The following is a 22,552-nucleotide window of genomic DNA, read 5'->3' as shown; positions in this document are numbered from 1 at the left end:
AGCGTTTCGACGTTCAGCGGCACCATAGGAATATGGAACGGCGGGAACCCACCGCTCACCGAAGCAATATCTTTCACGGTTTTGGTATCGATCCCGAGCGCCAGCACCAGGATAAACACCGTCACGATGGCCACCAGCGAGGGCGGTATGGCTTTCGTGATTTTGGGCGTGAGCCATACGATCCCGATGGTGAGCGCTACCAATCCCGCCATGATCCAAAGCGGGCCGCCGCTCAGCCATGCCAGCTGCCCGCCGGTATTCGTTTTGAATTGTTCCAGCTGCGCCATGAAGATGATCACCGCCAGGCCGTTGACGAAGCCGTACATTACCGGCTGCGGCACCAGGCGGATGAATTTCCCCAGCTTGAAAACCCCGACGAATATCTGCAGCAGCCCCGCCAATGCGACGGCCGCAAACACGTATTCGATCCCGTTAGACTGCATCAGGGCGATGAGCACCACCGCCGTGGCGCCGGCGCCCCCGGATATCAGGCCGGGGCGCCCACCCAGGACGGCCGTCACCAATCCCATGATAAACGCCGCATACAAACCCACCAGCGGCGGAAAGCCTGCGAGGATCGCGAAAGAGAGGGATTCGGGCATCATGGTCATGGCCACGGTAAGGCCGGCAAGAATTTCGTTCCGGTAGTTGACTTTCTGCGTAAAGTCAAACAAATTGAAGATCGCCTTCATGTATGTTGTATCTGGATGTAGAAAATGGAGGATAAATTAAGGACAGGAAGCCCCTTGCGCTGGATCAGCGGGAAAATTTGCTCCTCATGGTGGAGTAAGGGCTGCGGATGCGGATGGTCCTTTCATGTGGCGCGAAGGTATAAAATCCTGTATATAAAAAAAAGCGGCGGCCTTATCCGGAAAAAAAAGCCGGGCCCAGTCGGGTCCGGCTTTTGCTTTTTCTAGTCACGTCTATTTTTCGGGGATGAACAGCACCGCATCCGCCAGCACGGTACCATCCGCGCCGTCGGTCGTGATTTCCACGTAGCCTTTGTTGCCTTTGGCGAGTTTCACCGTGCCGAGGTCCACCCATTCACCGGACGTCTGTCCTTCCACTTTTACCGCCGAAGCGGCGAAGTCCACCGGTTTCACGGATTTACCATCGGTCGACACTTTGATGCTCGTGTGCTGGGTCATATCCGCCTGCTTGGGCACGTAGGAATAAATCCTGTAGGTGCCGGCGGCCACCACGTTCGGCGTGAAGCGCACGGTGCCGGAGGCGCCTTTGTCCGCAACATAGGCCGAAGGACCATAAGCGCCGCGGTTGATTTTCTTCCAGTCGCCGGTTACCGTTACCTGTTGCTGGTCGTCGTTATCCACGAGGATTTCGGCGGTTGCGTTCACTGCGAGGGGGCGCTGGCGCAGGGTTTCCTTCAGTTTGGCGATATCCACGTCCTGTACGGATTGCTTCGCGTCGATCGCCATAGCAGCGGCTGTGGCGGCGGATTGCCCCAGAACCATGAACACCGGTTCCATACGGATGGAGCCGTATGCGATGTGGGAAGCGGAGAGGCAGATGGGCACCAGCACGTTACCGCAATCCTCCTTTTTCGGGATGATGGAGCGGTAAGCGATGGGATAAGGACCGAAGCCACCGATCTGCACATCCCCTTCATTCTTCACCATACCGTTGACGATGATACGCTGGCAGTTGTGCGAATCCATCGTGTAGGCGGCCATGCCTACACCGTCGTCTACCGTTTCTTTACCCTGGCAGTTGGCTTGCGTCATCACGTATGCGCCTACCATCCTGCGGGCTTCGCGCACGTACATCTGCGGCGACCAGTTTCCGAACTGGGTATATTCATCTTTCGGGTAGCCCCATTCGAGCATTTGTTTACGGAGGTGCTCGGGCATGCGGGGATCATGGCCGATGAAGTACAGCAGGCCTTTGTTGTACAGTTCGTGTTCTTTCACGATACGCGCCCGGGTGGCGTAATCGGCTTCCGGGTAATCGTAGTTCATGCCGATCATATCGGTAGAGAAGGCGTTGTTGTTGTTGATGTCGGTCTTATTATTCGGCATCCGGTCGAATTTCAGGAAGCCGTTGAGGTCGCCCGGGGTGTGGTGCTTCGCCATGCGGAGCAGCAGCTCGTAGCGGGTGGAATCGTAGCCTTCCGGACGGGTAATGGGGATGCGGTTTTCGGGTTTGTTGGACAGGCAGATCCTGAAGTTGTAGGCCTGCACTTTTTTGTCGCCGGAGCCTTGCGCGGCCAGCGGTTCGGTGCTGATGCCCCAAAGCACGCCGCTCTCTGGTTTGCCGGGAATTTTATACGGGTCGATGCCGTCGGGGAACTGGTGCTTGTTCAGCAGTTGCACGCCGTTGTACGTTTCGCCGTATTGCGCGTTGGCTTCGCGGCCCACCGTGTAGGAGATGCCCGCCCGCGCCATGAGGTCGCCTTCATAAGAACAGTCGATATACATTTTCGCGCGAACGGTGGTGACTTTGGGAGCGTCGCCGGTGGAAGATTCCAGCCTGATCTCGGTCACCTTGCCGGCCGTTTTGCTGGCATTGATGATGCGGTGATCGTACACGATGTCCAATGCGGCTTCTTTCACATACTGATCATATACTTTTTCAGCTACGCTGGGTTCGAAGATCCAGGTTTCGAATTTGCCGTAGTGCTTGCCCACGCGGCGGTAGAAGTCGCGGGAAATGCCGGAGATGGCATATTTGTTGCCAATATCGGTGTATCCCAGGCCGCCGGAGGTAAGGCCGCCAAGGCGTTTGCCCGGTTCGATCACGATCACGGATTTATTGAGTTTTTTGGCCGTGTAAGCGGCGATCACACCGGCAGAGGAACCGCCGTACACGCAGATATCTACTTCCCTCACTTGTTGCGCCATCATGCTGCCGGGCATCGCCAGCAGGCAGAACAGGAATGTCTTTCTTAATTTTTGCATCTTTTATGGATTGGATTAGTAACCGGGATTCTGATCTTTGACTGGATCTATTGCTTTGTTATAATTTGTTTCGATAACAGGAATCGGCCACAGCAGATGGCGCGGCGCCATCGTTTTGCCTTTCCCTGCCTGCACGATTTCTTCCGCGATGCCGAGGCGCTTCAGATCCAGCCAGCGCTTCGATTCCCCGCAATTCTCATACCCGCGCTCGCGCACCACCAGGTCGATGAATGCATCTTTCGTGGCATAATCCGCCAGCTTGAAATCCACCGTGGCATCAGCTGTGGCTGGATTCTTCCCGTAAGCGCGGCGGCGGACCATATTCAATTTTTCCATCGCGTCGGCATTCGGTGCAGTTCCCGCCTGGGCTACGCATTCAGCGTAAAACAGGAGAATGTCGGCATAGCGGTACATGGGGTAATCGTTCCCTCCACCTGTAACCGCCTGTTTATCCACGAACTTCTTGAGCAGGATCGTGTTGGGCCCCAGGCCGAAGGTTTGCGAATACCAGTTAAATGTATAACGCAAATCGTTTTTATCCCAGTTTTTCAGGAACAAATTCGATTCGGAATCGCTGTAGAATGTATAAAACCCTCCGGGCGGAAAATACCCCGAATTCGGATAGTGGCAATACTGCGGATAAGAGAACCCCTGCCCGCTGGGCACCCGGGCATATTTCAGGTACAGCACCTCTTCGGTGGAAGTAGCGATATCCGCCCCGAATACTTTCTCAAAATCCTCCGCCACCGTCACATTCACCAGGCTGAACTTGTTGCTGGTAATGATTTCTCCCGCTTTGTCGCGCGCTTTATCGTACTGGTGCAGGTTCATGTACACGTCGGCCAGGATCGCCTTGGCCGACCATTTCGACGGCGCACCGGCCAGCCGCGGCTTATCGGGCAGGTGGGTTTCCGCCCACTCGAGGTCCGCCACGATGAAGTCGTACACCTGTTCCTGGGTGTTGCGCGCCAGCTCGCGCGTGTTCATATTATGCTCGTCGCGGATCGGTACGCCGGCCCAGTTGCGCACCAGGTAGAAATAATTCAGCGCCCGCATGCAGCGCGCTTCGCCGAGGTAAGTGTCCAGCTGCGCCGGGGAGATCTTCGTGCCCAGCGGCGCCCTTTCGATCACGATGTTGGCGTTGCGGATGGATTCGTAAAACACCGCCCACATATCCCCCACGCGTGATACGTTGGTTTGGTCGAGGCCTGCATAATCGTTCAGCGGCGCATGGCTGCCGCGGCCATACAGGTATTCGGTATAAATTTCGTGCTGGCATAAATACAAGGCTCCCAGCGCGCTGCCGCGGCGGAGCGGTACATACATGGCGTTGAGACCGGCTTCCACTTCGGCCGGTGTATTGTAAAACACTTCCGCGGCAATGGATTGCGGTTCTTCCAACAGCGCGTCGGAGCAGGAAGCCATCACCAGCGTCGTCAATATTAGTATCGTAATTTTTTTCATAATGTCGGATTGAATGGTGAAGAATCAGAACCCGCAACGGATGCCAACTGTAACTGATTTGCTCATCGGGTAAATGGAATAATCGATGCCCTGGTTGAAGGAATTGCCGCTTCCGTAGGCATTCACCTCCGGATCGTACCAGGAATACTTCGTGAACGTGATCAGGTTCTGGCCGCTCACATACACCTGTGCCGAACGGAACCATTTGGCTGCGTTGTTCACCGGCACGTTATACGCCAGCTGGATGTTGCGGAAACGCAGGTAGGAACCGTCTTCCACGAAACGCGACGACATGTTCGCCGTCAGCGTCCGCGTAATGCGGGGATATTTGGCGTTGCGGTTCTCCGGTGTCCAGTGGCTTTCGAAAACCTCGCGGGGCAGGTTGAGGCCCATGCCCAGGTCCAGCGCGCCTACACGGTTCAAATTGAAAATGTCATTGCCCTGCGAGCCCTGGAGGAATACCGTCAGCTCGAAACCTTTCCAGGATGTGGTAGAATTAATACCATAGATGAAGTCGGGGTTGGGATCGCCGATAAATGTTTTATCGTTTGCGTTCATTATCCCGTCTTTATTGATGTCTTCGTATTGCAGGTTGCCATTGTCGGTATAGCCGATCTCCTTATACCCGTAAAACACGCCCAAAGGCTTCCCTTCCCGCAGGATATTCACGAAATCCTGTACAGAACCGGTATAGAAGGCTGTACCATTGATATCCTGCCCATTATACAATTTCAACACCTTGTTCCGGTTGAAACCGATGTTTCCGCTCAGGTTCCAGTTCACCTCGCGGCCGTCGAAAATATTCGCGTCCACCCCGATTTCGAAACCTTTGTTCTCGATCTCGCCCACATTCTGCACGGTCGTAGCATAACCCATAGAAACCGGCAGCTTCACGTTGTTCAAAAGATCGCGCGTCTTTTTATGGTAGAGGTCGAAAGTCAGGTGCAGCCTGTTTCTCAGGAAACCAGCGTCAATACCCAGATCCACTTGCCGCGTTACTTCCCAGCGCAGATCGCCGGGTAACTGGGAACCGGGTGCATATCCTACAGACAGCTGATCCCCGAAAATCGTATTCAGCGAACCCAGCTGGCGGAGCGTGGCGTAGGGCGAAATGGAGGGATTACCCGACAATCCCCAGCTGGCCCTCACTTTCAGGTCCGAAATCGCGCGGGATTGTTTCAGGAACGGCTCGTTGGACGCCTTCCAGGCGATGGCGGCGGAAGGGAAATTCTCCCACTGCTGGCCTTTGGAATACCGGGAAGAACCGTCGCGGCGGATGCTGCCCGTCAGCAGGTATTTGTCTTTATACGAATAGTTCACCCGTCCGAGATACGACAGCAGCGCCCACTTCGCATAGCCGGAAGAAGGGATCCCCGGCGTGAGCGCGCCCGTGAGATCGCCGGTGTATACGATATTGCTGAGGAAACCGGTGCCGGAACCGTTCATACTCGTCATCTTTTTGTCCTGATACGTGAAACCCGCCATGGCCGTCAGCGAATGGTCGCCGAAAGTATTGGTGTAAGTCGCCACGTTTTCGTTCAGCAGGCTCGTATGCTGCGAGGTGAGCACTTCCGCCCAGCCCACGGAATTGGTTGTAGGCTCGATTTTATTGAACTTGTCGGTACGGTCGTTGAGATTGTCGATACCACCAGAAATGCGGATAGACAAGCCTTTTAGCGGCTTGATCGTCAATGCCGCATTCGCCAGCACGCGGTCGCCCTGGATTTTGTCGCTTCTTTCGTTAATGAAGATCAGCGGGTTGATGATAACGTTGGAGATAAAGGGATAAGCAGTATTGAGACGGCGGTAGCTGCCGTCGGCCAGGTAAGGCGTGAGCGATGGCGGCGCCATGAGCATGCCGGAGATCAGGTCGTTCCCGCGGTTGCCGAGGCCGGAATTCTGGCGGGCGGAGTTGAGGCGGGTGAGGATGGTATTCACCGATACGCTGAACACCTTGCTGATGTCATGCTCGATGTTACCGCGGAGGTTATAGCGCTTGTAGTCGCTGGATTTCACGATACCGTCCTGCAGGAAAGCGGAGCCCGACAGCGAGAAGCGCGTCTTGTCCGAACCGCCGCTCACCGTAGCGCTGAAATTGTAGATCGGCGCGGTGCGCAGCACGAGGTCCTGCCAGTCCGTGCCCGGGTGTTTGCTGAGGCTGTCGATCTGCGCCTGCGTGAAATATTCGGCCACATTATCATTGCGGGCCTGCTCGTTATACAGCAAAGCATATTCCCGGGCGTTCATGAGGTCCATTTTTTTGGAAACGAACTGCCAGGTGTAGCCCGCGTCCACGTCCACCCTCGTACGATCGCCCTTGCGGCCGCTTTTGGTGGTGATCATCACCACGCCGTTGGCGCCGCGGGAACCGTAAATGGCGGTAGACGATGCATCTTTGAGGATTTCCATGGATTCGATGTCGGCGTTCTGAAGGAAAGTCGGATTGCCGTCGTACGGGAACCCGTCGATCACATACAGCGGTTCGTTGCCGCCCAGGATGGAGTTGGTGCCGCGGATACGTACGGAAACGCCGCCACCGGGCGAACCTCCGTTCTGGATCACCCTCACCCCTGCCGCGCGGCCGTTCAGCGCCTGCATGACGTTGGTGGAAGGGAATGCGTTGATTTCTTTGGATTTCACCTGGCTGAGGGAACCTGTCAGATCGCTTTTGCGAACGGTGCCATAACCCACGACCACGAATTCGTCGGCGCTCGCGGCCTGCTCCTGCAGGGTGAACTGGAGCGGTTGTTCTATCAGGACGGTTTTCTCGTCGCTTTTATAACCGATGTAGGTAACTTCTATAATAGTGCCCCTGGGAACGCGGAGCTTGAAATAACCGTTGGCGTCCGTTACCGTGCCCTGCGAGCCAGACCCTTTGACGGCCACCGTGGCCCCGGGCAGGGCGGTCCCGTCCGCATCCAGCACGCGCCCCGTGATGTTGAGCATCGTATCCTGCACGAGCACTTTCACCGGGCTGTACGGCGAAAAAACGGATCTTTTTTCTTTAATAACGATATTCTTCCCGATGATGGAATAGGAAAGCGGCTGGCCTTTCAAGACCAGTTCCACCGCTTCTTCCAGCGGGATATTGCTCACTTTCAGGTTGATCGTGGGCGTTTTGTCGATCAGTTGATGATCATAAAAAAACACGTAACCCGTTTGCTTTTCGATGGAACGGAACAATTTTTCGATGGAGGCGTTGCGCTCCGAGAGCGAGACCTGCTGCGCCAGGCTTTTGGCGGATACCTGCAGGCAGGCGGCCAATAGCAGAATAGCGGAAAACTTCATACACAACAGCGTTTTGTAAATCAATCGCCGCGTAAAATACCGCGTACAAATAGCACTAATTTGCATAAATTTGGTTTGTTAGGGTAATAAAAATCCCGTCTGGCTGTTGGCCAGTGTCGTGGAATGCCGTGGAAATCCATTTGTCATGGTTTGCCCTTACATCTTTGCCGGATCCGACTGCCATCGGAGTCCGGCTTTTTTATGGGCGCAACCTTTTACGGGAAGGTCATGTCGGTTTTCTTTTCATAACGGTAATCAGAATAAAGCTTTAGTGGAATGGAATAATGATGAATACTATGGTGTCACGATGATCTTTTTCCCTTCGATCCTGTAACGGACGTTGCTGAGTTCCAATATTTTGAGTACGTCTTTCACGCTGCTGCCCCGCGCGATCTTGCCGCCGAATTCCCGGTCGGGGATCTCTCCTTCATAGGATATCTCCGCGTCGTACCAGCGGCCGATCTGCCGCATAACGCCCTGGAGGGATTCGTGGTTGAAGTGGAAATAACCGTTCTTCCAGGCTACCACTTCCTCCACATCCACTCCGTCCTGGATGCTCATATTACCCGCCGGATGAGCGCTCACCTGCTGCCCCGGCCGCATCTCCAGCGTATGGGAACCCTGGTTCACCTTCACGGCGCCTTCGAGCAACGTGGTGCGGATGCTGGATTCGTCGTCGTACGCCATTACGTTGAAATGCGTACCCAGCACCTGGACCGACATTTCCTTCACTTTCACCCGGAAAGGCATTTTGGCGTTCTTCGCGATTTCGAAATAGGCTTCTCCCTTCAGTTCGACTATCCTTTCGCTGCCGGTGAACGCTGTCGGGAAACGCAGTGTGGAAGCGGCGTTCAGCCAAACAGAGGAACCGTCGGGCAGGATGATGCGAAACTGCCCGCCACGGGGCGTAGCGAGGGTGTTGTACGTTACTTCCCCGTTTTGGCCGCCGCCCTGGTAGGCCAGCTGCCCGCTGTCGAGCTTGATGACCTGCACACCGCCCTGGCTGGCGATGGCGCCGTTGCCGGCGGTATCGAGGGTGATGGCCTGCCCGCCCGCCAGGTAGAGCACGGCTTTGTTGCCGCCGGGCACCACCTGTAACACGGAATCTTCCAAACCCGCCATAGCGTTCGTGGAGGCGGCAGGTTGCCACCAGAACCAGGCCGTAACTGCCAGTACTAAAACGGCAGCATCTGCCCAGGCGGGGCGCAATCTGCGGATGACAGAACGTTGCGGAACCGGACGGCTGGCGCCGGACATGATTTTCCGGCGGACGGCTTCCATCCTTTCGGGGTCCGACTGCCCATGCGCGGACTTGTCGCGCAGGAGCTGCCCCACGGCACGTTCCCATTCCTGCCGCATGGATGCATCCTCCAGCGAGTCCAGCAGCCGGGAAGCCTCTTCCTGGCTCAGTTCCTCGTTGAGGTAGCGTTGCAATAAATTATTGAAAGTCTGTTGATCCATAACGTGCGATAGGGTGCCGGATTTGCCGGTCGTCATGATAAAGACGCATAGCGCGGGAAAAGGGAGGTGCCGGGATCAAAAAAAATTTCAGGAGAAGAAAATCATGGCCCAGAGCGCGCCCATGGCGCCGGAGGGGTGGTTGGAAAGGGCCTTCCGCAGGGATGCGATCGCCTGGACGATATAACTTTTAATGGTGATGCGCGAAACGCCCATGGTGGTGGCGATTTCTTCGTGGCGCATGCCTTCGAAACGGCTCAGCGTGAAGGCGCGTTGCTGCTGGGGCGGCAATTGGCGGATGGCGGTGAGCACGCATTGTTCCAGCTCCCTGAATTCCGCCGCATGATCGGCCTGCTGGGCGCCGCCTTCGTGAAGGAACTGGAGCACGTATTGCCGGTAAGCGTCGCCGGAAGCGAGCTTGCGGAGACGGGAATAAATGAGGTTGCGGGCGGTAATGAAAAGGTAACCTTCCAGCCGGGAAACTTCGGCCAGGGCAGCCCTTTTCTCCCATAGGATCGTGAAAACGTCCTGCGCAATGTCTTCCGCGATGGCGGCAGATTTGGTAAGGGCCAGCGAAGTGGAGTAGACTGCATCCCAATAGCGCTCGAATAGCCTTTGGAACGCCCGTTCGTCGCCAAGGGCGAGCAGGCGCAGCATTTCGCTGTCACTATGTGGAATTTCGTGCATGTCCGGTTATTCGGATTGGATGATTGATAAACTGGCGAAATAAAAATAAGAAAAAATCCGGTCCTGCAAATCCGAAAGCCCCGGTTGGGAAACCGGGGCCTGGAAAAACGGGCGGATAAGCCGCAATATTTTACCTGCGGTTCACCGTCACTTTGAGGAAAGTGGCGGGGATGAGCGTGGCGTTGGCGTCGCCGCTTTCGTTTTTGCTATTGAATAGTGATAGCAGTTCCTGCTGGAGGGCTTCCGCTTTGCCATTTTTCCCGGCGGCTTCGTAGGCGTTCATGGTGGGACCGTAAAACAGGCGGAATCGTTCCAGGTATGCTTCCGGGGAGATGCCGATCCTGAAGTGGAAAGTATCTTTTTCGAAGTGGATGTCTTCAGGGGCAACGCCGGCGTTGCCGAAGCGCTCGGTCACGTGGTTTTCGACGCCCCAGAGCATGGGGCTCACGAAACCTTCGGGCGGCGGCGGGGTGTATGCCGAGCTGATTTTGAGGATCTGGGCCACCAGGGTCGGGTCTCCGGGTATCCAGTTGCCCATGACGATGCGGCCGCCGGGCTTGGTCACCCGCACGAGCTCATTGGCCACGTCCTGTGGTTTGGGGGCGAACATGGCGCCGAAGATGCTGACCGCCAGGTCGAAACGCTGGTCTTCGATCCCCTGCAGCTGGACCGCATCGCCTTCCTGGAACGTGATGTTGGAAAGGCCCTCGGCCTCGGCGCGTCTTTTCCCTGCCGCCACGAGATTACCCGCGATGTCGACACCAAGCACGTCCGCGCCCATTTTCGCTTCCGGGATGGCCGTGGTGCCGTCGCCGCAGCCCAGGTCCAGTACCTTCATGCCTTTTGTAATACCTAACCGGGATACGAGCGCTTCGCCGCTTTCCCGCATGCTGTCCGCGATTTTCGTGAAATCGCCTTTTTCCCACAACGCTTTGTTTGGATTCATGCTGTTTGAATTTGAATTGAAATAATACGTGTTGCCACGCCTGGGGTTTAATTGTGAATTTTCCGGGGTTCGGGGTTATTATACAGCCGCAAAAGTATATACTCCCATCACATGAAAATCATCCCGGCCTTCAAAATTTTGTTAAATGACAATCCGCGGAAATGCGGTACCCATCTACTCATTAGAATAAATTATCAATGGAAATTTTTCCCGAAGTATGGGGAGATGGTTCGCAATAAAAAGAAAAACCGCATCCTGCAGGATGCGGTTGAAAAATAATTAAGTTAATTTTCTTTCGTGAATTGCTCTTTCAAGATCACCGACGGTGAATTGCCGTAGCGGCGCCTGGGACCGGGAAGCCGCAAATACCGGGGCCATTCCCGATTTCCAAAGTACGATGAAGAGTCCGGGCTCCACCGGCCATGCATCCGACAAAAATGCAATCAGCGCGTCATAAACCGCATCTATATTCGATTCCGGCCGTTCCTCCGTCATCTACCATAGTTTTTTTTTATCCAAAAACTGGTGGCTCTGTGCTATACTATTGAAAATATCACCTTTGCTTTCGTCCTGCTCCACAAACCATTCCTGCAACCCCGCCTGCTGCCGCGCGGCAAATATGCGGTCGAAGTCGATGGCGCCGTTGCCGACTTCCGTAATATCCCCCGAGCCTTTCTCCATGTCTTTTACATGCCAGAGCGGGAAGCGGCCGGGATACTTTTGGAACCAGGAAATGGGGTCCTGGCCTGCTTTCACGATCCAGTACAGGTCCAGTTCCATTTTCATCAGTTGCGGATCGGTTTTTTCGAGGAGGTGTTCGTACAAAGTGGCGTCACCGTATTTTTCGAATTCGAAATCATGGTTATGATAGGCGAACTGGATGCCGGCGGCCTTCGTGCGTTCCGCGGATTTGTTCAGCAGATCGGGCAGTTTCGCGTAAAATTCTCCCGTTCTTTCTTCCGGGAAGAGGTAGGCGCAGGCCATATATTTGGCGCCGAGGGCATGGAGGTCCTCCACGGCTTTGTCCCACCCGTCGAGCAAGGTGCCTTTTGCTTTCATGCCATGCCCCGCCAGGTGGTGCGAGCTGATGACCTGCATGCCCGATCCCGACAATATTTTCTTGAACTCGGCGGTGTCCCTGCCGAAAAACTTACCATCGTACCCGTATATTTCCAGCCGGGTGTAGCCCAGTTTGGCCAGGCGCTCCAGGGTGCCGGGGAGGTCTTTGGCCACGGCGTCGCGTACGGTATATAACTGGAGCCCCAGCGCACGGGGGCTCGCGGAACGGGCCCAGAGCGATGACGACGCCGACAGTCCGGCCGCGCCGATCGCCAGCGTTTTTATGAAATTTCTTCTTTGCATGTAGATGAATTGGATGATGACATTGCAATAATACAAAAACGGCATCATCTTCCACCACCTGCTTTTCAAGCCTTCAATCCGCCTGCGGGATGGATTCCTCCAGCACCACGCGCCCTGTTTTATCATAATAGGTACAAGTCCCTTCATCCACCTTCACCTCCCATTTCTCCACGCCATGCTTCGCGCAATCAGCCAGGAACGTGGGGAAATCCGTGCCCCCCTGCTGATGGGATTTCAACGCTTCGTTGAAACCCGCCATGTCTGCCGTGTGCGCCACGGCCAGCGGCTCATGGGGAGTGCCGGACGCAACTTTTTCATCACCGGGACCATAATATTTAGTGTGCCCGTCGGAAACGAAGGTCTCATACCGCATCACGCCAAGCTGCGCAAGCTCGCGGATGTAAGCGGGAAAATCAGCGCCGGATTGCACTTTGCCGTGCGCCTGTTCGATTTGTTCGATCGTAAACATACTGTGGATTTTATTTCCTGCCGAAATGCCGGGGTTCCCTTCGCGGATTTACGAAATCCAGGCAAAAAAAAACCGGCATCAACCAGCTATATATTGTTAATCAATCTGTTACATGATGGCTTGCCGCTTGCAAATATGGAATAGCAACATACATGTCCTGACGCATTTGTCTATCCAAAATTTAAACCATAAAAAACTAAAAGTATGTCTACCATCAAAAAAACCATCGCCGCCACTGTGCTCTTCGCAGCTGCGGCAGTGTCCGCCCCCCAGGACGCATATTCCCAATCCATCCCCAAAGGCGTTAAAAACGTGGTGCTCGTTCACGGCGCCTTCGCCGACGGCTCCAGCTGGTCGAAGGTCATCCCCGGGCTCACCGCTGCCGGCCTCAACGTCATCGCCGTGCAAAACCCGCTGATTTCCCTGGAAGACGATGTAGCCGCCACCAAAAGAGCCATCGCGCTGATGGATGGTCCCGTGCTGCTCGTAGGCCATTCCTACGGCGGCGTGGTGATCACGGAAGCGGGAAATGATCCCAAAGTAGCGGGATTGGTGTACGTGGCGGCCCTTATTCCCAACGACGGCCAGTCGGTCATGGATATCGTCCAGCCCTATCCCGCCGCGCCCGGCAGCGCGGAATTCAAGCCCGATGCCGAGGGCTTCATCAGCCTTTCCTCCAAAGGCATCCACCAGCATTTCGCGCAGGACCTCCCGGAAGCGGAAAGGCAGGTCATCTTCGCCACCCAAACCCCATGGGCATCGAAAGCCACCGTCACCAAAATCTCCACCGCCGCCTGGAAGTCCAAACCCTCCTGGGCCATTATCGGCACGGAAGACCACATGGTGACGCCCGACCTCGCCAGGGCCGAAGCGAAAATGATCAAAGCGAAAACCACCGAATTGAAATCCAGCCATGTACCCATGGTATCCATGCCCAAAAAAGTAACGGAAATCATCCTCGGCGCAGCCAGGGAACTGTAACCCGCCGTTATGGGAGTAGCGTGTAAAATGGAGAAATCCGGGCCTTTGTGCCCGGATTTCCTGCTTTGGCGGATATCCACCTCAAAATCCATCATACTGATTATCAATATTTTGAGAATCCATCATAATTTTTCGGCAGGAAGAATGTCCAATTATGGATTTCCAGTTGTTGTATATATGAGCGCAACTATTCAAAACGTATTAATCTGTCCAGCAAGCATGAAAACATCGACATCAAAAACATCCGCCCCTCCTTCCAAAACCGTATTGGTATCCGGCGATTCCGGCGACCGTATCCGGTTCCTCGAAGCGGAGCGCCGTATTCTCCTGGAGTTGGGGAATGATATAACGAAGGTCCGCAACAAAACCGACCTCATCGTGATCCTGTCCAATAAGATCCGGGAGATGTTTACGTTTTCACATTCCATCGTGACGCTGATCAACCCCGGCCAGCAGTCGTACACGCCATTCCTGCTCGATCCGCAATCTTCACCCATCCAGCAACATGATATGTACCCGCAATTGGTCGTAGCCCGTTTTCCGATGGCGGACGACTTCATCCAAACAGTCATGAAAAACGGCGGCCCTACGGTTTTTGTATGGAATGATGAAAACGAAGTGCCCGAAAGCCCCACTTTCCTCCGGGTGAATTTCTCCGCGGGAATCCGGGCGCTGATGATGACGCCGTTGAAAGACAAGGACCAGGTCATCGGGTTTCTCCACATGTACGCCAAAGATGCCGCCGGTTTTACAGATGAATTCAAAAGCATCGTTACCGGCATTGCACCACAGATATCCAGCGCTGTGGCGCAGATCCAGATCAATGAAGCGATGAAGCACAGCGAATGGATCAACGAAATCCTGTTGTCGCTGAGCAACGAAATGGTGAAAGTGAGAAGCAGGCAGGATTTGTTGAAAGTATTGAGCTCGCACCTGAAAGAAATCGTTCCGTTTTCGAGTTGCATGATGACGGTGATGGATGAGCGGGAAGAGAATTATAAAGCTTATCTCATTGATTCGGAAGCGCGGCTGCGCGAGCTTTCGGACGAAGGCGACGCGCTGTCGATGGCGACGCCCGCGGAAGATGGCATTTACGACGTCGCCACCATGTACTACAACCCGATCGTATTGGACATGCACAAGATGGACAAAGCGGCCGCGCCGCTGTGGTTCCGGCTGCATTATGAAGCCGGGGCGCGGGAGATGATCATCAAAATCCTCGGCGGAAATGGCTCCTCCAAATACAGCCTCATGCTCTTTTCCAAAGCGCCGGGCACCTTCGGCACCGAAGCCGTCGGGATCCTCAAACGCATATCCAGCCAACTGTTTGCCGTTGTCAGCAATATTGCGGCGAATGAAGAGATACTGGAAAGGGAAAAAGAAAAATCATTCCTGTTAGATTTCAGCAGCGACATTGCGGCCGTCCGCAGCAAGGCCGACCTGGCGCTGGCCGTGCGCACCTGCCTCAGTAAAATCGCGACGCTCGACGGCTACGCCATCCGGAAAATCAACGAAGATCAAACCACGACTACTACTTATCTCTACGACGACACCATCGAATCGCGCGACGAAGCGCTGGTGAAGCAGCTGGCCGTATCCAAACTGCCCATCGACGACGGGTTGCAGAACCGCATCCTCGCCAGCGAGATCCCGCTATTCTTCAGCGTAAACACGGAACTGAACCGGGGCAATACCGCGCCGTACCTGCAACTCTGGAAAAATGCGGGCTTCAATACCGTGGTGGGAATGGCCTTGCGGACCGGCAATCAAAACCTCGGCATTCTTTGGTTAAGCATCGAAGAAATCAATATGCCGCTGCTGCAGGGGATTTGCGCGCAGATTTCCATCGCCATGTCCAACATCATCGCCAATGAAGAAATTTTAAGGCGGGAGAATGAGGAAGCATTTCTACATACGTTCAGCCGCGACATTGCCGCGATTCGTACCAAAAACGATCTCCAGCGCGCCATTTCCAACGTGCTGCATAATGTGCTGAATATCCGGCTGGCCATCATCCGCATCATCGAAGAAGACGGGCTCACGCTTTCGCCGTATATGTACGACGAAACCATGCTCGGCGAAAAGGTGGAAGCATTCAAAACCCTCATGGTGCGGCCCATCGACATTCACCATCCGCTATCCGCGCGGGTGTTGAACAACGACGGGCTGGTCGTTTTCAACGTTAACGAAGAGATCGAAAAAGGGACGCAGGAACCGATCATTCACTTCTGGCAGTCGCTGGGCATGCGTTGCGCATTTGGTGCGCCGCTGCGGGCGGGCAGCACCAACATCGGCATTCTGTGGCTGCTGTCCGACGAAGTGAATCTCAATGTGATGAACAGCATCGTGGCGCAGATATCCGTCGCGATCGCAAATATCCAGGCTACGGAGAAAATCATTGCGTACAAACAGAAGCTGGAAAACGAAAACGATTACCTGCGCGAGCAGATCAAAACCATTTATAATTTCTCGGAGATCGTTGGCAGCGGCGCGCAGATGCAGAAAGTATATAAACTGATGCGGCAGGTGGCCGAATCTTCTTCCACGGTATTGCTGCTGGGCGAAACCGGTACGGGCAAGGAACTGATCGCGCGGGCCATACACAATGCTTCTCCGCGGAAAAGCAAGCTGATGGTGAAGGTGAATTGCGCCGCGCTGCCCACCCACCTGATCGAAAGCGAATTGTTCGGGCATGAGAAAGGAGCGTTTACCGGTGCGATAGACCGGCGCATCGGGAAGTTTGAGCTGGCCAACAACAGTACGCTGTTCCTCGACGAGATCGGTGAAATGCCGCTGGAACTGCAGGTGAAGTTGCTGCGCGTGCTGCAGGAACGGGAGCTGGAAAGAGTCGGCGGCAAATCCACCATTAAAGTGGACGTACGGATCATCGCCGCCACCAACCGCAACCTGGAAGCCGAAGTGCAGGCAGGGCGCTTCCGCTCGGATCTGTATTACCGGCTGAATGTGTTCCCTATTCATTTGCCGCCGTTGCGGGAAAGGCTGGAAGACATCGAGCCCCTGGCCAATGCCTTTGTCGGGAAGTTCAGCAAGAACATCGGCAAAAAGGTCAGCAGTATTTCCGCCGCAGTATTGAAAGTTCTGAAAAGCTACGATTGGCCAGGCAACGTCCGCGAACTGGAACACCAGATCGAACGCGCCATCCTGCTCAGCGACGGGCCCACGCTCAAAGAAATCAGCCTCCCCCACCGCAACCGCCCCGAAAATGCGGAGTCAACACAAAGCACGTCTTCCAAAACATTGGAACATATCGAAAAAAACTACATCATCGAAGTGCTGAAACGCTGCGGAGGAAAGATTTCGGGCGTAGGCGGAGCAGCCGAGATACTGGAAATCCCCGGCACCACGCTTCATTCCAAAATGAAAAAACTCGGGATATTGAAAGCGGATTATTTCAACAACTGATAACTAAATCGGGAAGCTGCAGCCGGAACATCCCGTTCCGGCTTTTTTATTTCTATGACCATTACACTGCATTTCGTGAAACATGCCGCCTTTCGCTGAATAACGTGAAAGAAACATCGTTCATCTTCCCATAAATAATTGAAATACAAACTATTAAGTCAATGGCATTCCACTTGCCTAATACAATGCATCCAACAAACCGGCATAAAAGAAAGCCAAATCAAACATCACTTTAAAATATCAGTATTATGAAAATCGTAGTTATCGGCGGAACCGGCCTCATCGGCTCCAAAACCGTAGCCCGCCTCCGCCAGGAAGGCCATGAAGTGATCGCCGCTTCCCCCGCATCGGGCGTCAACACCGTTACCGGTGAGGGATTATCCGAAGCCCTGCAGGGAACCGACGTTGTGATCGACGTGGCCAATTCCCCCTCGTTCGAAGACAATGCCGTGATGGAGTTCTTCAAAACCTCCGGCAGCAACCTGCTTTCCGCAGAAGAGAAAGCCGGCGTGAAGCACCACATCGCGCTGTCGGTCGTGGGCACCGAACGCCTGCAGGAAAGCGGGTACTTCCGCGCCAAATCCGTCCAGGAAGATCTCATCAAAAAGTCCGGCATTCCTTTCTCTATCGTCCATTCCACGCAGTTCTTCGAATTCCTCGGCGGTATCGTGGCGTCCGCGGCGCAGGGTGAAAACATCCACCTGTCGCCCGCCGCCATCCAACCCATCGCGTCCTACGACGTAGCGGCGGCGGTGGCAGACGTAGCCACCGGCAAGCCGATCAACGGCACCCTCGAAATCGCCGGCCCTGAAAAAGTTAGCCTGTCGGCCCTTGCGGCCCGCTATCTCCGCGAAGTGAACGATCCCCGTACGGTGATTTCCGACGCCAACGCCCGGTATTTTGGTGCGATGCTGAACGACCAGTCGCTGGTACCCGGCCCCGGTGCGCAACCCCGCATCGGGAAGACCGATTTCGCCGCCTGGTTCGCCACCCAGCCGGTAAAGCAATAATATGGCCGTTTCCAGGGCTTGCCTGGCAGCACACCGGCGCCCGGCAAGCCAGGAAACGCATTTCCCATCCGTATTCAAACCATCAATTCATACTTTAAATTCATCAACATCATGCAAGAATTCTTATTAGTGATCCACAGAGATCTGACCAGTGCCCATCCCCAACCCAGCCCCGAACAAATGAAAGAAGCCCTCAAGCCTTACCAGGACTGGGTTGCCGGCATCGCCGCTCAGGATAAACTGGTAGCGCCTCCCAAACGTTGGGACGTAGACGGCAGGGTGATCCGCCAGGATAAACAAAAAGAACAAATCGCCAGCGGCCCCTATGCGGAAGGCAAGGAATCCATTGGCGGCCTGTTCCTCATCCGCGCGAAGGATTACGACGAAGCGGTGGAACTGGCCAAAGGCTGCCCCATCATCCAGTACGGCGCCATCGTGGAAGTACGCATGGCCATCCCCCCGGTTGCATAATACCCGGGCAGCATAGAAACAAAAAAGCCTTTGCACATCGCAAAGGCTTTTTTTCATTCGCCACACTGTTTCTCAAAACAAACTTTTGATATAAAACACCACTGGCATAGATGCGAATGCCACCGGAATGATCACCGCGAAAATCCAGACGCCCGTAAAACGGATGATGGAAGCAAATTTCCGGTGTGTCCATCCCGCCGTCTGAAACGCGCTCTGGAAGCCATGATACAGATGATAAGACACGGCCGCCATGGCAAAAAGGTACAATACTACGTACCACAGCATGCTGAAACTTTCCGTTACGATGCCGTACAGGTCCTTCACCCGGACGATCTCCGTATTCCCCTCCATCGTCACCGCATATTCGAAATCCGGTGATGTGGGAACGTATAGCGTGTTGGTTATTTTGCCGGTCAGCAGATCGGTGCGGTATTCGCGGTACGTGCCTTCTGTGAATTTGTAGCGCCCCCAGAAGTTGGTCATATGGATGACGAGGAACAAAAAAATGATACTCCCCAGCAGTCCCATATTCAGCGAAGCCCAGCTGGCGCCGGCTTTGGAAGGAACCGCATATTTCACCGGCCGCGCTTTCCGGTTCCGCACCGTTTGCACGATGGCATACCAGGCATGGATCAGGATGGAAACATACAACACATATCCCGCGAAGGTTACGGGCGGGAAGTGTGTCATGAAATGGGCGTAGATATTGAAGGTGTAGCCTTCATCGCCGGCAAACAGCGTGAGATTGCCGCCCAGGTGCACGATGAGGAAGAGGCAAAGGAACAGTCCGGTCATGGACATGATCAGCTTCCTTCCCAGCGAGGAGCGGAACAGTAATTTGAAACTCATCATGGCAGTTAGTTTAGGAGGCCGCCTGGTTCCGGTTTTCCCGGTTGCCCGGCCTGAAGATCAGGCGGAGCGCCTGGTCGCGGGTGGCATAGGCAACGGCCCAGTTATACAGCGTTTTGATCTTGTTGTTGCAATTGACGAGGGAAATTACATGGATGAAAAGCCGTCCCAGCAGGCCGATCAGCCCGCCGAGATGTAGTTTGTGCTTGAAGAGGTCCGCCACGGCGAATTGCCGGCCGATGATGGCCATATCGCCCCGGTCGAAGTATTTGAATGGCTTCGGCGCTTTCCCTTTCGCCAGGCGCAGTAAGTTCTTCGCCAGCGTTTTCCCCTGCTGGATAGCGGGTTGCGCAACCTGCGGGTGCCCGTTGGGGTACAGCGCATCCGTAAACTGGATGCTGATATCGCCAATGGCGTATATGTCGGCATATCCCTTCACTTTATTGAAAGCGTCCGTGATCATGCGTTTGCCTTTGCCCATACTTTCCGCGGCGATGCCGTTGAAGGAATTCGCGATCACACCGGCGGCCCAGATCAAAGTCCCGGCTTCGATGCTGGTGCCGTCCGATAACTGCACGCGCCCGTCCTGGTAATCCTTCACCTGCGTATTCAGCCGGATCCGCACACCGAGTTTCTGCAGGGCGTTGAAGGCGGCCGCGTGGGTTTTGGCGCTCATGGGTGCCAGCAGGTTCGGCGCGCCGTCGATCATGGCGGGTTGCCAGGCGTACGTGCGGTTGAGGGCCGCCATGGCTGGATATTCCAGGATGAGCAGGTGGTTGTAGCGACAGGAAGTTATTCCAATTTCGGGCGTGACTTCACATCTCAGCCAAACTGACCGGCCTGGTATGTACCTACGGCGTCGGGGTTTGGAAATGCGATGTTGAAGCGGTTCCAGGTGTTGATATTGGTAACGGCCAGTGTGAGGTCGATCAGTTCTTCTTCACTGAAATGTTCCCGCACCCGGTTGAAAGTGGTTTCCGGCACATTGGCGGCGGTTACCGCTTCTGCCCATGCCAGCGCAGCCCTTTCCCGGTCGTTGAAGAAGCTGGTCTCACGCCAGGCGCTCAGCGCGTACAGCCTTTGCTCCGTTTCGCCGTGGGCGCGCGCGTCTTTCGAATGCATATCCAGGCAATACGCGCAGCCATTGATCTGCGACACCCTGAAATCCACCAGTTCCAGCAACTTCCGTTCTATCAGCGATTTCTTCAGATATGCGCCGGCGCTGAAAAGTGATTTGAGGGCGTTCTGTCCCTTCTCCATGAAATTAATGCTCTGTTCCATTGTATATGTTTTTACTACTTTAATAACAATCGGTTTTCGTCCGACTGGACATTTCCCGGCAATTTATTACAGGATGATGTCGTTTTCCGGTAAGATGACCGGCGGCAGTTCCTTTTCTCCCAGCATTTCCCGCAGGTCGATTTCTATCGCCCTGCAGATCTGGGTGATGGGCACATCGTTGGCGCTGCCTTCAAAAGGGTTTTCGGTGCTCTCCCCCACCTGCACCAGGGAAGTGTACATCCAGGTGATGATGACGCAGAAAGGCACCAGCAGCCAGACCATAAAGCCATGCATGAGGCCCGGCGTGGAACGGTTCAGCTCGTCGAATCCCTGGAGCAGCCCGAACGGCAGCAACACGCAAAATACCCTTACGAATATAGTATTGATGATCGAATACTGCCGTGGATAAGGCGTATCCTTGATGGATTCGCTTTGCGCCTGCTGCGCGAAAAACGTGTTAAGCGTTCGTTGCAGCTCGATAAACTGCGCCGGCAGCACCGCTTCCGCCCCGTAGGCCGCTTTCACCGCCGCGCTCTGCATCGCCAGGAGCTGCGTGGTTTTGCTGCGCACGGCCGTCAGCTTAGCCCGCTCATCCACCGAAATGTATTTCGCCAGCTCGCCGTCCAGGTCGCAGGTGCGCTCGTGGATGGTGTAATACCGCTGGTATTCGGCGTTGTGTTGCATATCAGCCACCTCCCAGACCCGCTCGCCCCGCAGCTGGTAGCGCAAAGCCGTCAGCCAGGCGAAGTGGCGGTAGATAAGGTTCCGCGCGATGGCGGGGTCCCGGAAATAATCCCGGCACATGATGCCCCAGAGATTGCTGGTAGTGGCGATGCTGGTCCAAACAGCCTGGGCGTCGCGCGTTCGGTTGTAAGTCTGCGTGTTCTTGAAACCCACGATAAACGCGGTGGCCGTACCCAGCAGCGATACCACCGTCCACGGCAGCACCGCCCATTTCCAGCCGCAGACTTCGTACATCACCACCGGCACCGAGGCCAGGATCACCAGCAGGTACAAATCGCGGCGCGTCCAGTATAAAAAGGAAGATAACCTGTAAGCTTTGCCTATATGCATATTTCAGAATATCAGGCGGTCTGGGTTGAAGGGAAACTTTCTTCCTGGTCGTCCGTCCGGATGAGATCGTCGAGGTACTCGGAACCCTGCCAGGTATCCGTTTCACGGATGGGAACGGGAATGGATGCATCTTCGGATTCCGTCGGGAGAATGCTGTTGCGGAGGGTTTGTGATAAAAGTGACATGATGTTGAATGTAATGGTGAACGATGATTGTATTAACAGGATAGATTTTGCAACCGGCATGCCATCGCTCCAATTAATTCATTATCAACATCTTATTTACTATCCTCATGTTCCCGCCCCGCGATATTTCGTCAACGGCCAACGAATACGCGGAATATAGTGAAGATTTCGGGGGAAGATCAGCTCAACTCTTCGAAGGGATATTTCATTTCGCTCCAGAAAACATCCAGCGCGATAATTCTGGGTTTGAAGAAGGAGATCAGCGCCGGCCAGTCTTCCTGCCTGAAAATATTCACGCCGGGCAGTTCCATATAAATCCTGCTGATGGTTTTCCCGTAATCGTCTTTCGCATGCAGCTCCCAGGTCCAGACTTCGCCGAGATGGTTTTCCAGGGCGGCCCTGAACTGGAGGAACTGCTCGAAGAACAGCTCCTGGATGCCTTCGTCCGGGTGCGCGATCTCGATACTGATCGAGGCATCGCGGCTGCCGGCCTGCATCCGGAAATAAATGTGCTTCACGCCGGTTTTGTAATTGGTCCAGTTCACCCTGCCGCCTTCGGCAGACATGTGCGGGGCGATATACTGGCCGAATGCGGTCCAGAAAGCCTCCCTGATCCTTGAAGTCTCTTCTTTTGAATACAAATCTGTTGTATTTGGAAGGTGCAAGTCACTGGATCGCTACTTAAAAAC

At 54.7% G+C, this 22,552-nt stretch carries 19 protein-coding genes and 1 pseudogene; 4 read left to right on the top strand and 16 right to left on the bottom strand.

From position 1 onward, the window contains the following. From Q0510_RS09140 to Q0510_RS09095, 10 genes and pseudogenes are all read right to left on the bottom strand, one after another. Positions 1 to 692: SulP family inorganic anion transporter (locus Q0510_RS09140; RefSeq protein ID WP_298710254.1), on the bottom strand; the 692-nt coding region annotated here is incomplete at its 3' end. Between the two features lie 231 nt (positions 693 to 923). Further along, positions 924 to 2,915 carry an FAD-dependent oxidoreductase gene (locus Q0510_RS09135; protein WP_298710252.1) on the bottom strand — a complete coding sequence of 664 codons (1,992 nt, stop codon included), beginning with the start codon at positions 2,913 to 2,915 and terminating at the stop codon, positions 924 to 926. 15 nt (positions 2,916 to 2,930) lie between these two features. After that, a complete protein-coding gene (locus tag Q0510_RS09130; protein ID WP_298710250.1) occupies positions 2,931 to 4,379 on the bottom strand; it encodes a RagB/SusD family nutrient uptake outer membrane protein in 1,449 nt (482 codons plus the stop codon). Positions 4,380 to 4,403: 24 nt separating this feature from the next. Continuing rightward, entirely contained in the window at positions 4,404 to 7,667 is a 3,264-nt protein-coding gene (locus tag Q0510_RS09125; protein ID WP_298710248.1) for a TonB-dependent receptor, read from the bottom strand. A gap of 294 nt (positions 7,668 to 7,961) precedes the next feature. Further along, positions 7,962 to 9,128 carry a FecR family protein gene (locus Q0510_RS09120; protein WP_298710245.1) on the bottom strand — a complete coding sequence of 389 codons (1,167 nt, stop codon included), beginning with the start codon at positions 9,126 to 9,128 and terminating at the stop codon, positions 7,962 to 7,964. Between the two features lie 87 nt (positions 9,129 to 9,215). Beyond that, complete coding sequence (locus Q0510_RS09115; protein ID WP_298710244.1) at positions 9,216 to 9,812, bottom strand: RNA polymerase sigma factor; 597 nt, start codon at positions 9,810 to 9,812, stop codon at positions 9,216 to 9,218. A 130-nt stretch (positions 9,813 to 9,942) separates the two neighbouring features. Beyond that, positions 9,943 to 10,779: pseudogene (locus Q0510_RS09110) on the bottom strand (methyltransferase domain-containing protein); the annotation flags it as partial. 258 nt (positions 10,780 to 11,037) lie between these two features. Then, positions 11,038 to 11,253: a hypothetical protein gene (locus Q0510_RS09105; RefSeq protein WP_298710243.1), complete on the bottom strand. Its 216-nt coding sequence runs from the start codon at positions 11,251 to 11,253 to the stop codon at positions 11,038 to 11,040. Beyond that, entirely contained in the window at positions 11,254 to 12,120 is an 867-nt protein-coding gene (locus Q0510_RS09100) for a sugar phosphate isomerase/epimerase (RefSeq protein WP_298710241.1), read from the bottom strand. 73 nt (positions 12,121 to 12,193) lie between these two features. Then, the gene (locus Q0510_RS09095) at positions 12,194 to 12,589 is read right to left on the bottom strand and encodes a DUF1398 family protein (protein WP_298710240.1); all 396 of its coding nucleotides are present in this window, start codon (positions 12,587 to 12,589) and stop codon (positions 12,194 to 12,196) included. A 204-nt stretch (positions 12,590 to 12,793) separates the two neighbouring features. On the opposite strand from Q0510_RS09095, the gene Q0510_RS09090 reads away from it, so the two are divergent. The 4 genes from Q0510_RS09090 to Q0510_RS09075 all read left to right on the top strand — a co-directional run bounded on the left by Q0510_RS09090 (position 12,794) and on the right by Q0510_RS09075 (position 18,474). Next, positions 12,794 to 13,570 (top strand): alpha/beta hydrolase, encoded by a 777-nt coding sequence (locus Q0510_RS09090; RefSeq protein ID WP_298710239.1) that lies wholly within the window; start codon positions 12,794 to 12,796, stop codon positions 13,568 to 13,570. Positions 13,571 to 13,789: 219 nt separating this feature from the next. Continuing rightward, complete coding sequence (locus Q0510_RS09085) at positions 13,790 to 16,993, top strand: sigma 54-interacting transcriptional regulator (RefSeq protein WP_298710238.1); 3,204 nt, start codon at positions 13,790 to 13,792, stop codon at positions 16,991 to 16,993. A gap of 248 nt (positions 16,994 to 17,241) precedes the next feature. Further along, positions 17,242 to 18,003, top strand: a complete 762-nt coding sequence (locus tag Q0510_RS09080) for an SDR family oxidoreductase (protein WP_298710237.1) — start codon at positions 17,242 to 17,244, stop codon at positions 18,001 to 18,003. 111 nt (positions 18,004 to 18,114) lie between these two features. Further along, positions 18,115 to 18,474: a YciI family protein gene (locus tag Q0510_RS09075; protein WP_298710236.1), complete on the top strand. Its 360-nt coding sequence runs from the start codon at positions 18,115 to 18,117 to the stop codon at positions 18,472 to 18,474. Positions 18,475 to 18,546: 72 nt separating this feature from the next. Here Q0510_RS09075 and Q0510_RS09070 read toward each other — a convergent pair whose 3' ends face one another. From Q0510_RS09070 to Q0510_RS09045, 6 genes are all read right to left on the bottom strand, one after another. Then, positions 18,547 to 19,326, bottom strand: a complete 780-nt coding sequence (locus Q0510_RS09070; protein WP_298710235.1) for a succinate dehydrogenase cytochrome b subunit — start codon at positions 19,324 to 19,326, stop codon at positions 18,547 to 18,549. A 10-nt stretch (positions 19,327 to 19,336) separates the two neighbouring features. Continuing rightward, positions 19,337 to 20,071, bottom strand: coding sequence for an FAD-dependent oxidoreductase (locus tag Q0510_RS09065; protein ID WP_298710233.1), 735 nt, complete (start codon positions 20,069 to 20,071; stop codon positions 19,337 to 19,339). A 74-nt stretch (positions 20,072 to 20,145) separates the two neighbouring features. Further along, positions 20,146 to 20,604, bottom strand: coding sequence for a carboxymuconolactone decarboxylase family protein (locus tag Q0510_RS09060; RefSeq protein WP_298710232.1), 459 nt, complete (start codon positions 20,602 to 20,604; stop codon positions 20,146 to 20,148). 66 nt (positions 20,605 to 20,670) lie between these two features. Further along, positions 20,671 to 21,678 carry a bestrophin family protein gene (locus tag Q0510_RS09055; protein WP_298710230.1) on the bottom strand — a complete coding sequence of 336 codons (1,008 nt, stop codon included), beginning with the start codon at positions 21,676 to 21,678 and terminating at the stop codon, positions 20,671 to 20,673. A gap of 11 nt (positions 21,679 to 21,689) precedes the next feature. Continuing rightward, the gene (locus tag Q0510_RS09050; protein ID WP_298710228.1) at positions 21,690 to 21,863 is read right to left on the bottom strand and encodes a hypothetical protein; all 174 of its coding nucleotides are present in this window, start codon (positions 21,861 to 21,863) and stop codon (positions 21,690 to 21,692) included. A 179-nt stretch (positions 21,864 to 22,042) separates the two neighbouring features. Then, positions 22,043 to 22,504, bottom strand: a complete 462-nt coding sequence (locus Q0510_RS09045) for a DUF4268 domain-containing protein (RefSeq protein WP_298710226.1) — start codon at positions 22,502 to 22,504, stop codon at positions 22,043 to 22,045. Positions 22,505 to 22,552: the final 48 nt, after the last annotated feature.

The sequence above is a fragment of the uncultured Chitinophaga sp. genome, assembly GCF_937874145.1.
Classification (GTDB): domain Bacteria; phylum Bacteroidota; class Bacteroidia; order Chitinophagales; family Chitinophagaceae; genus Chitinophaga.
Note: the sequence above shows the minus strand (reverse complement) of the source record. Positions and strands in the feature narration are given on the sequence as shown.

What these genes read in the sequence shown, in the direction of transcription:
- Q0510_RS09135 (WP_298710252.1), bottom strand. Translation starts at nt 2,915, where the DNA reads ATGCAAAAATTAAGAAAGACATTCCTGTTCTGCCTGCTGGCGATGCCC.
- Q0510_RS09130 (WP_298710250.1), bottom strand. Translation starts at nt 4,379, where the DNA reads ATGAAAAAAATTACGATACTAATATTGACGACGCTGGTGATGGCTTCC.
- Q0510_RS09125 (WP_298710248.1), bottom strand. Translation starts at nt 7,667, where the DNA reads ATGAAGTTTTCCGCTATTCTGCTATTGGCCGCCTGCCTGCAGGTATCC.
- Q0510_RS09120 (WP_298710245.1), bottom strand. Translation starts at nt 9,128, where the DNA reads ATGGATCAACAGACTTTCAATAATTTATTGCAACGCTACCTCAACGAG.
- Q0510_RS09115 (WP_298710244.1), bottom strand. Translation starts at nt 9,812, where the DNA reads ATGCACGAAATTCCACATAGTGACAGCGAAATGCTGCGCCTGCTCGCC.
- Q0510_RS09105 (WP_298710243.1), bottom strand. Translation starts at nt 11,253, where the DNA reads ATGACGGAGGAACGGCCGGAATCGAATATAGATGCGGTTTATGACGCG.
- Q0510_RS09100 (WP_298710241.1), bottom strand. Translation starts at nt 12,120, where the DNA reads ATGCAAAGAAGAAATTTCATAAAAACGCTGGCGATCGGCGCGGCCGGA.
- Q0510_RS09095 (WP_298710240.1), bottom strand. Translation starts at nt 12,589, where the DNA reads ATGTTTACGATCGAACAAATCGAACAGGCGCACGGCAAAGTGCAATCC.
- Q0510_RS09090 (WP_298710239.1), top strand. Translation starts at nt 12,794, where the DNA reads ATGTCTACCATCAAAAAAACCATCGCCGCCACTGTGCTCTTCGCAGCT.
- Q0510_RS09085 (WP_298710238.1), top strand. Translation starts at nt 13,790, where the DNA reads ATGAAAACATCGACATCAAAAACATCCGCCCCTCCTTCCAAAACCGTA.
- Q0510_RS09080 (WP_298710237.1), top strand. Translation starts at nt 17,242, where the DNA reads ATGAAAATCGTAGTTATCGGCGGAACCGGCCTCATCGGCTCCAAAACC.
- Q0510_RS09075 (WP_298710236.1), top strand. Translation starts at nt 18,115, where the DNA reads ATGCAAGAATTCTTATTAGTGATCCACAGAGATCTGACCAGTGCCCAT.
- Q0510_RS09070 (WP_298710235.1), bottom strand. Translation starts at nt 19,326, where the DNA reads ATGATGAGTTTCAAATTACTGTTCCGCTCCTCGCTGGGAAGGAAGCTG.
- Q0510_RS09065 (WP_298710233.1), bottom strand. Translation starts at nt 20,071, where the DNA reads ATGGCGGCCCTCAACCGCACGTACGCCTGGCAACCCGCCATGATCGAC.
- Q0510_RS09060 (WP_298710232.1), bottom strand. Translation starts at nt 20,604, where the DNA reads ATGGAACAGAGCATTAATTTCATGGAGAAGGGACAGAACGCCCTCAAA.
- Q0510_RS09055 (WP_298710230.1), bottom strand. Translation starts at nt 21,678, where the DNA reads ATGCATATAGGCAAAGCTTACAGGTTATCTTCCTTTTTATACTGGACG.
- Q0510_RS09050 (WP_298710228.1), bottom strand. Translation starts at nt 21,863, where the DNA reads ATGTCACTTTTATCACAAACCCTCCGCAACAGCATTCTCCCGACGGAA.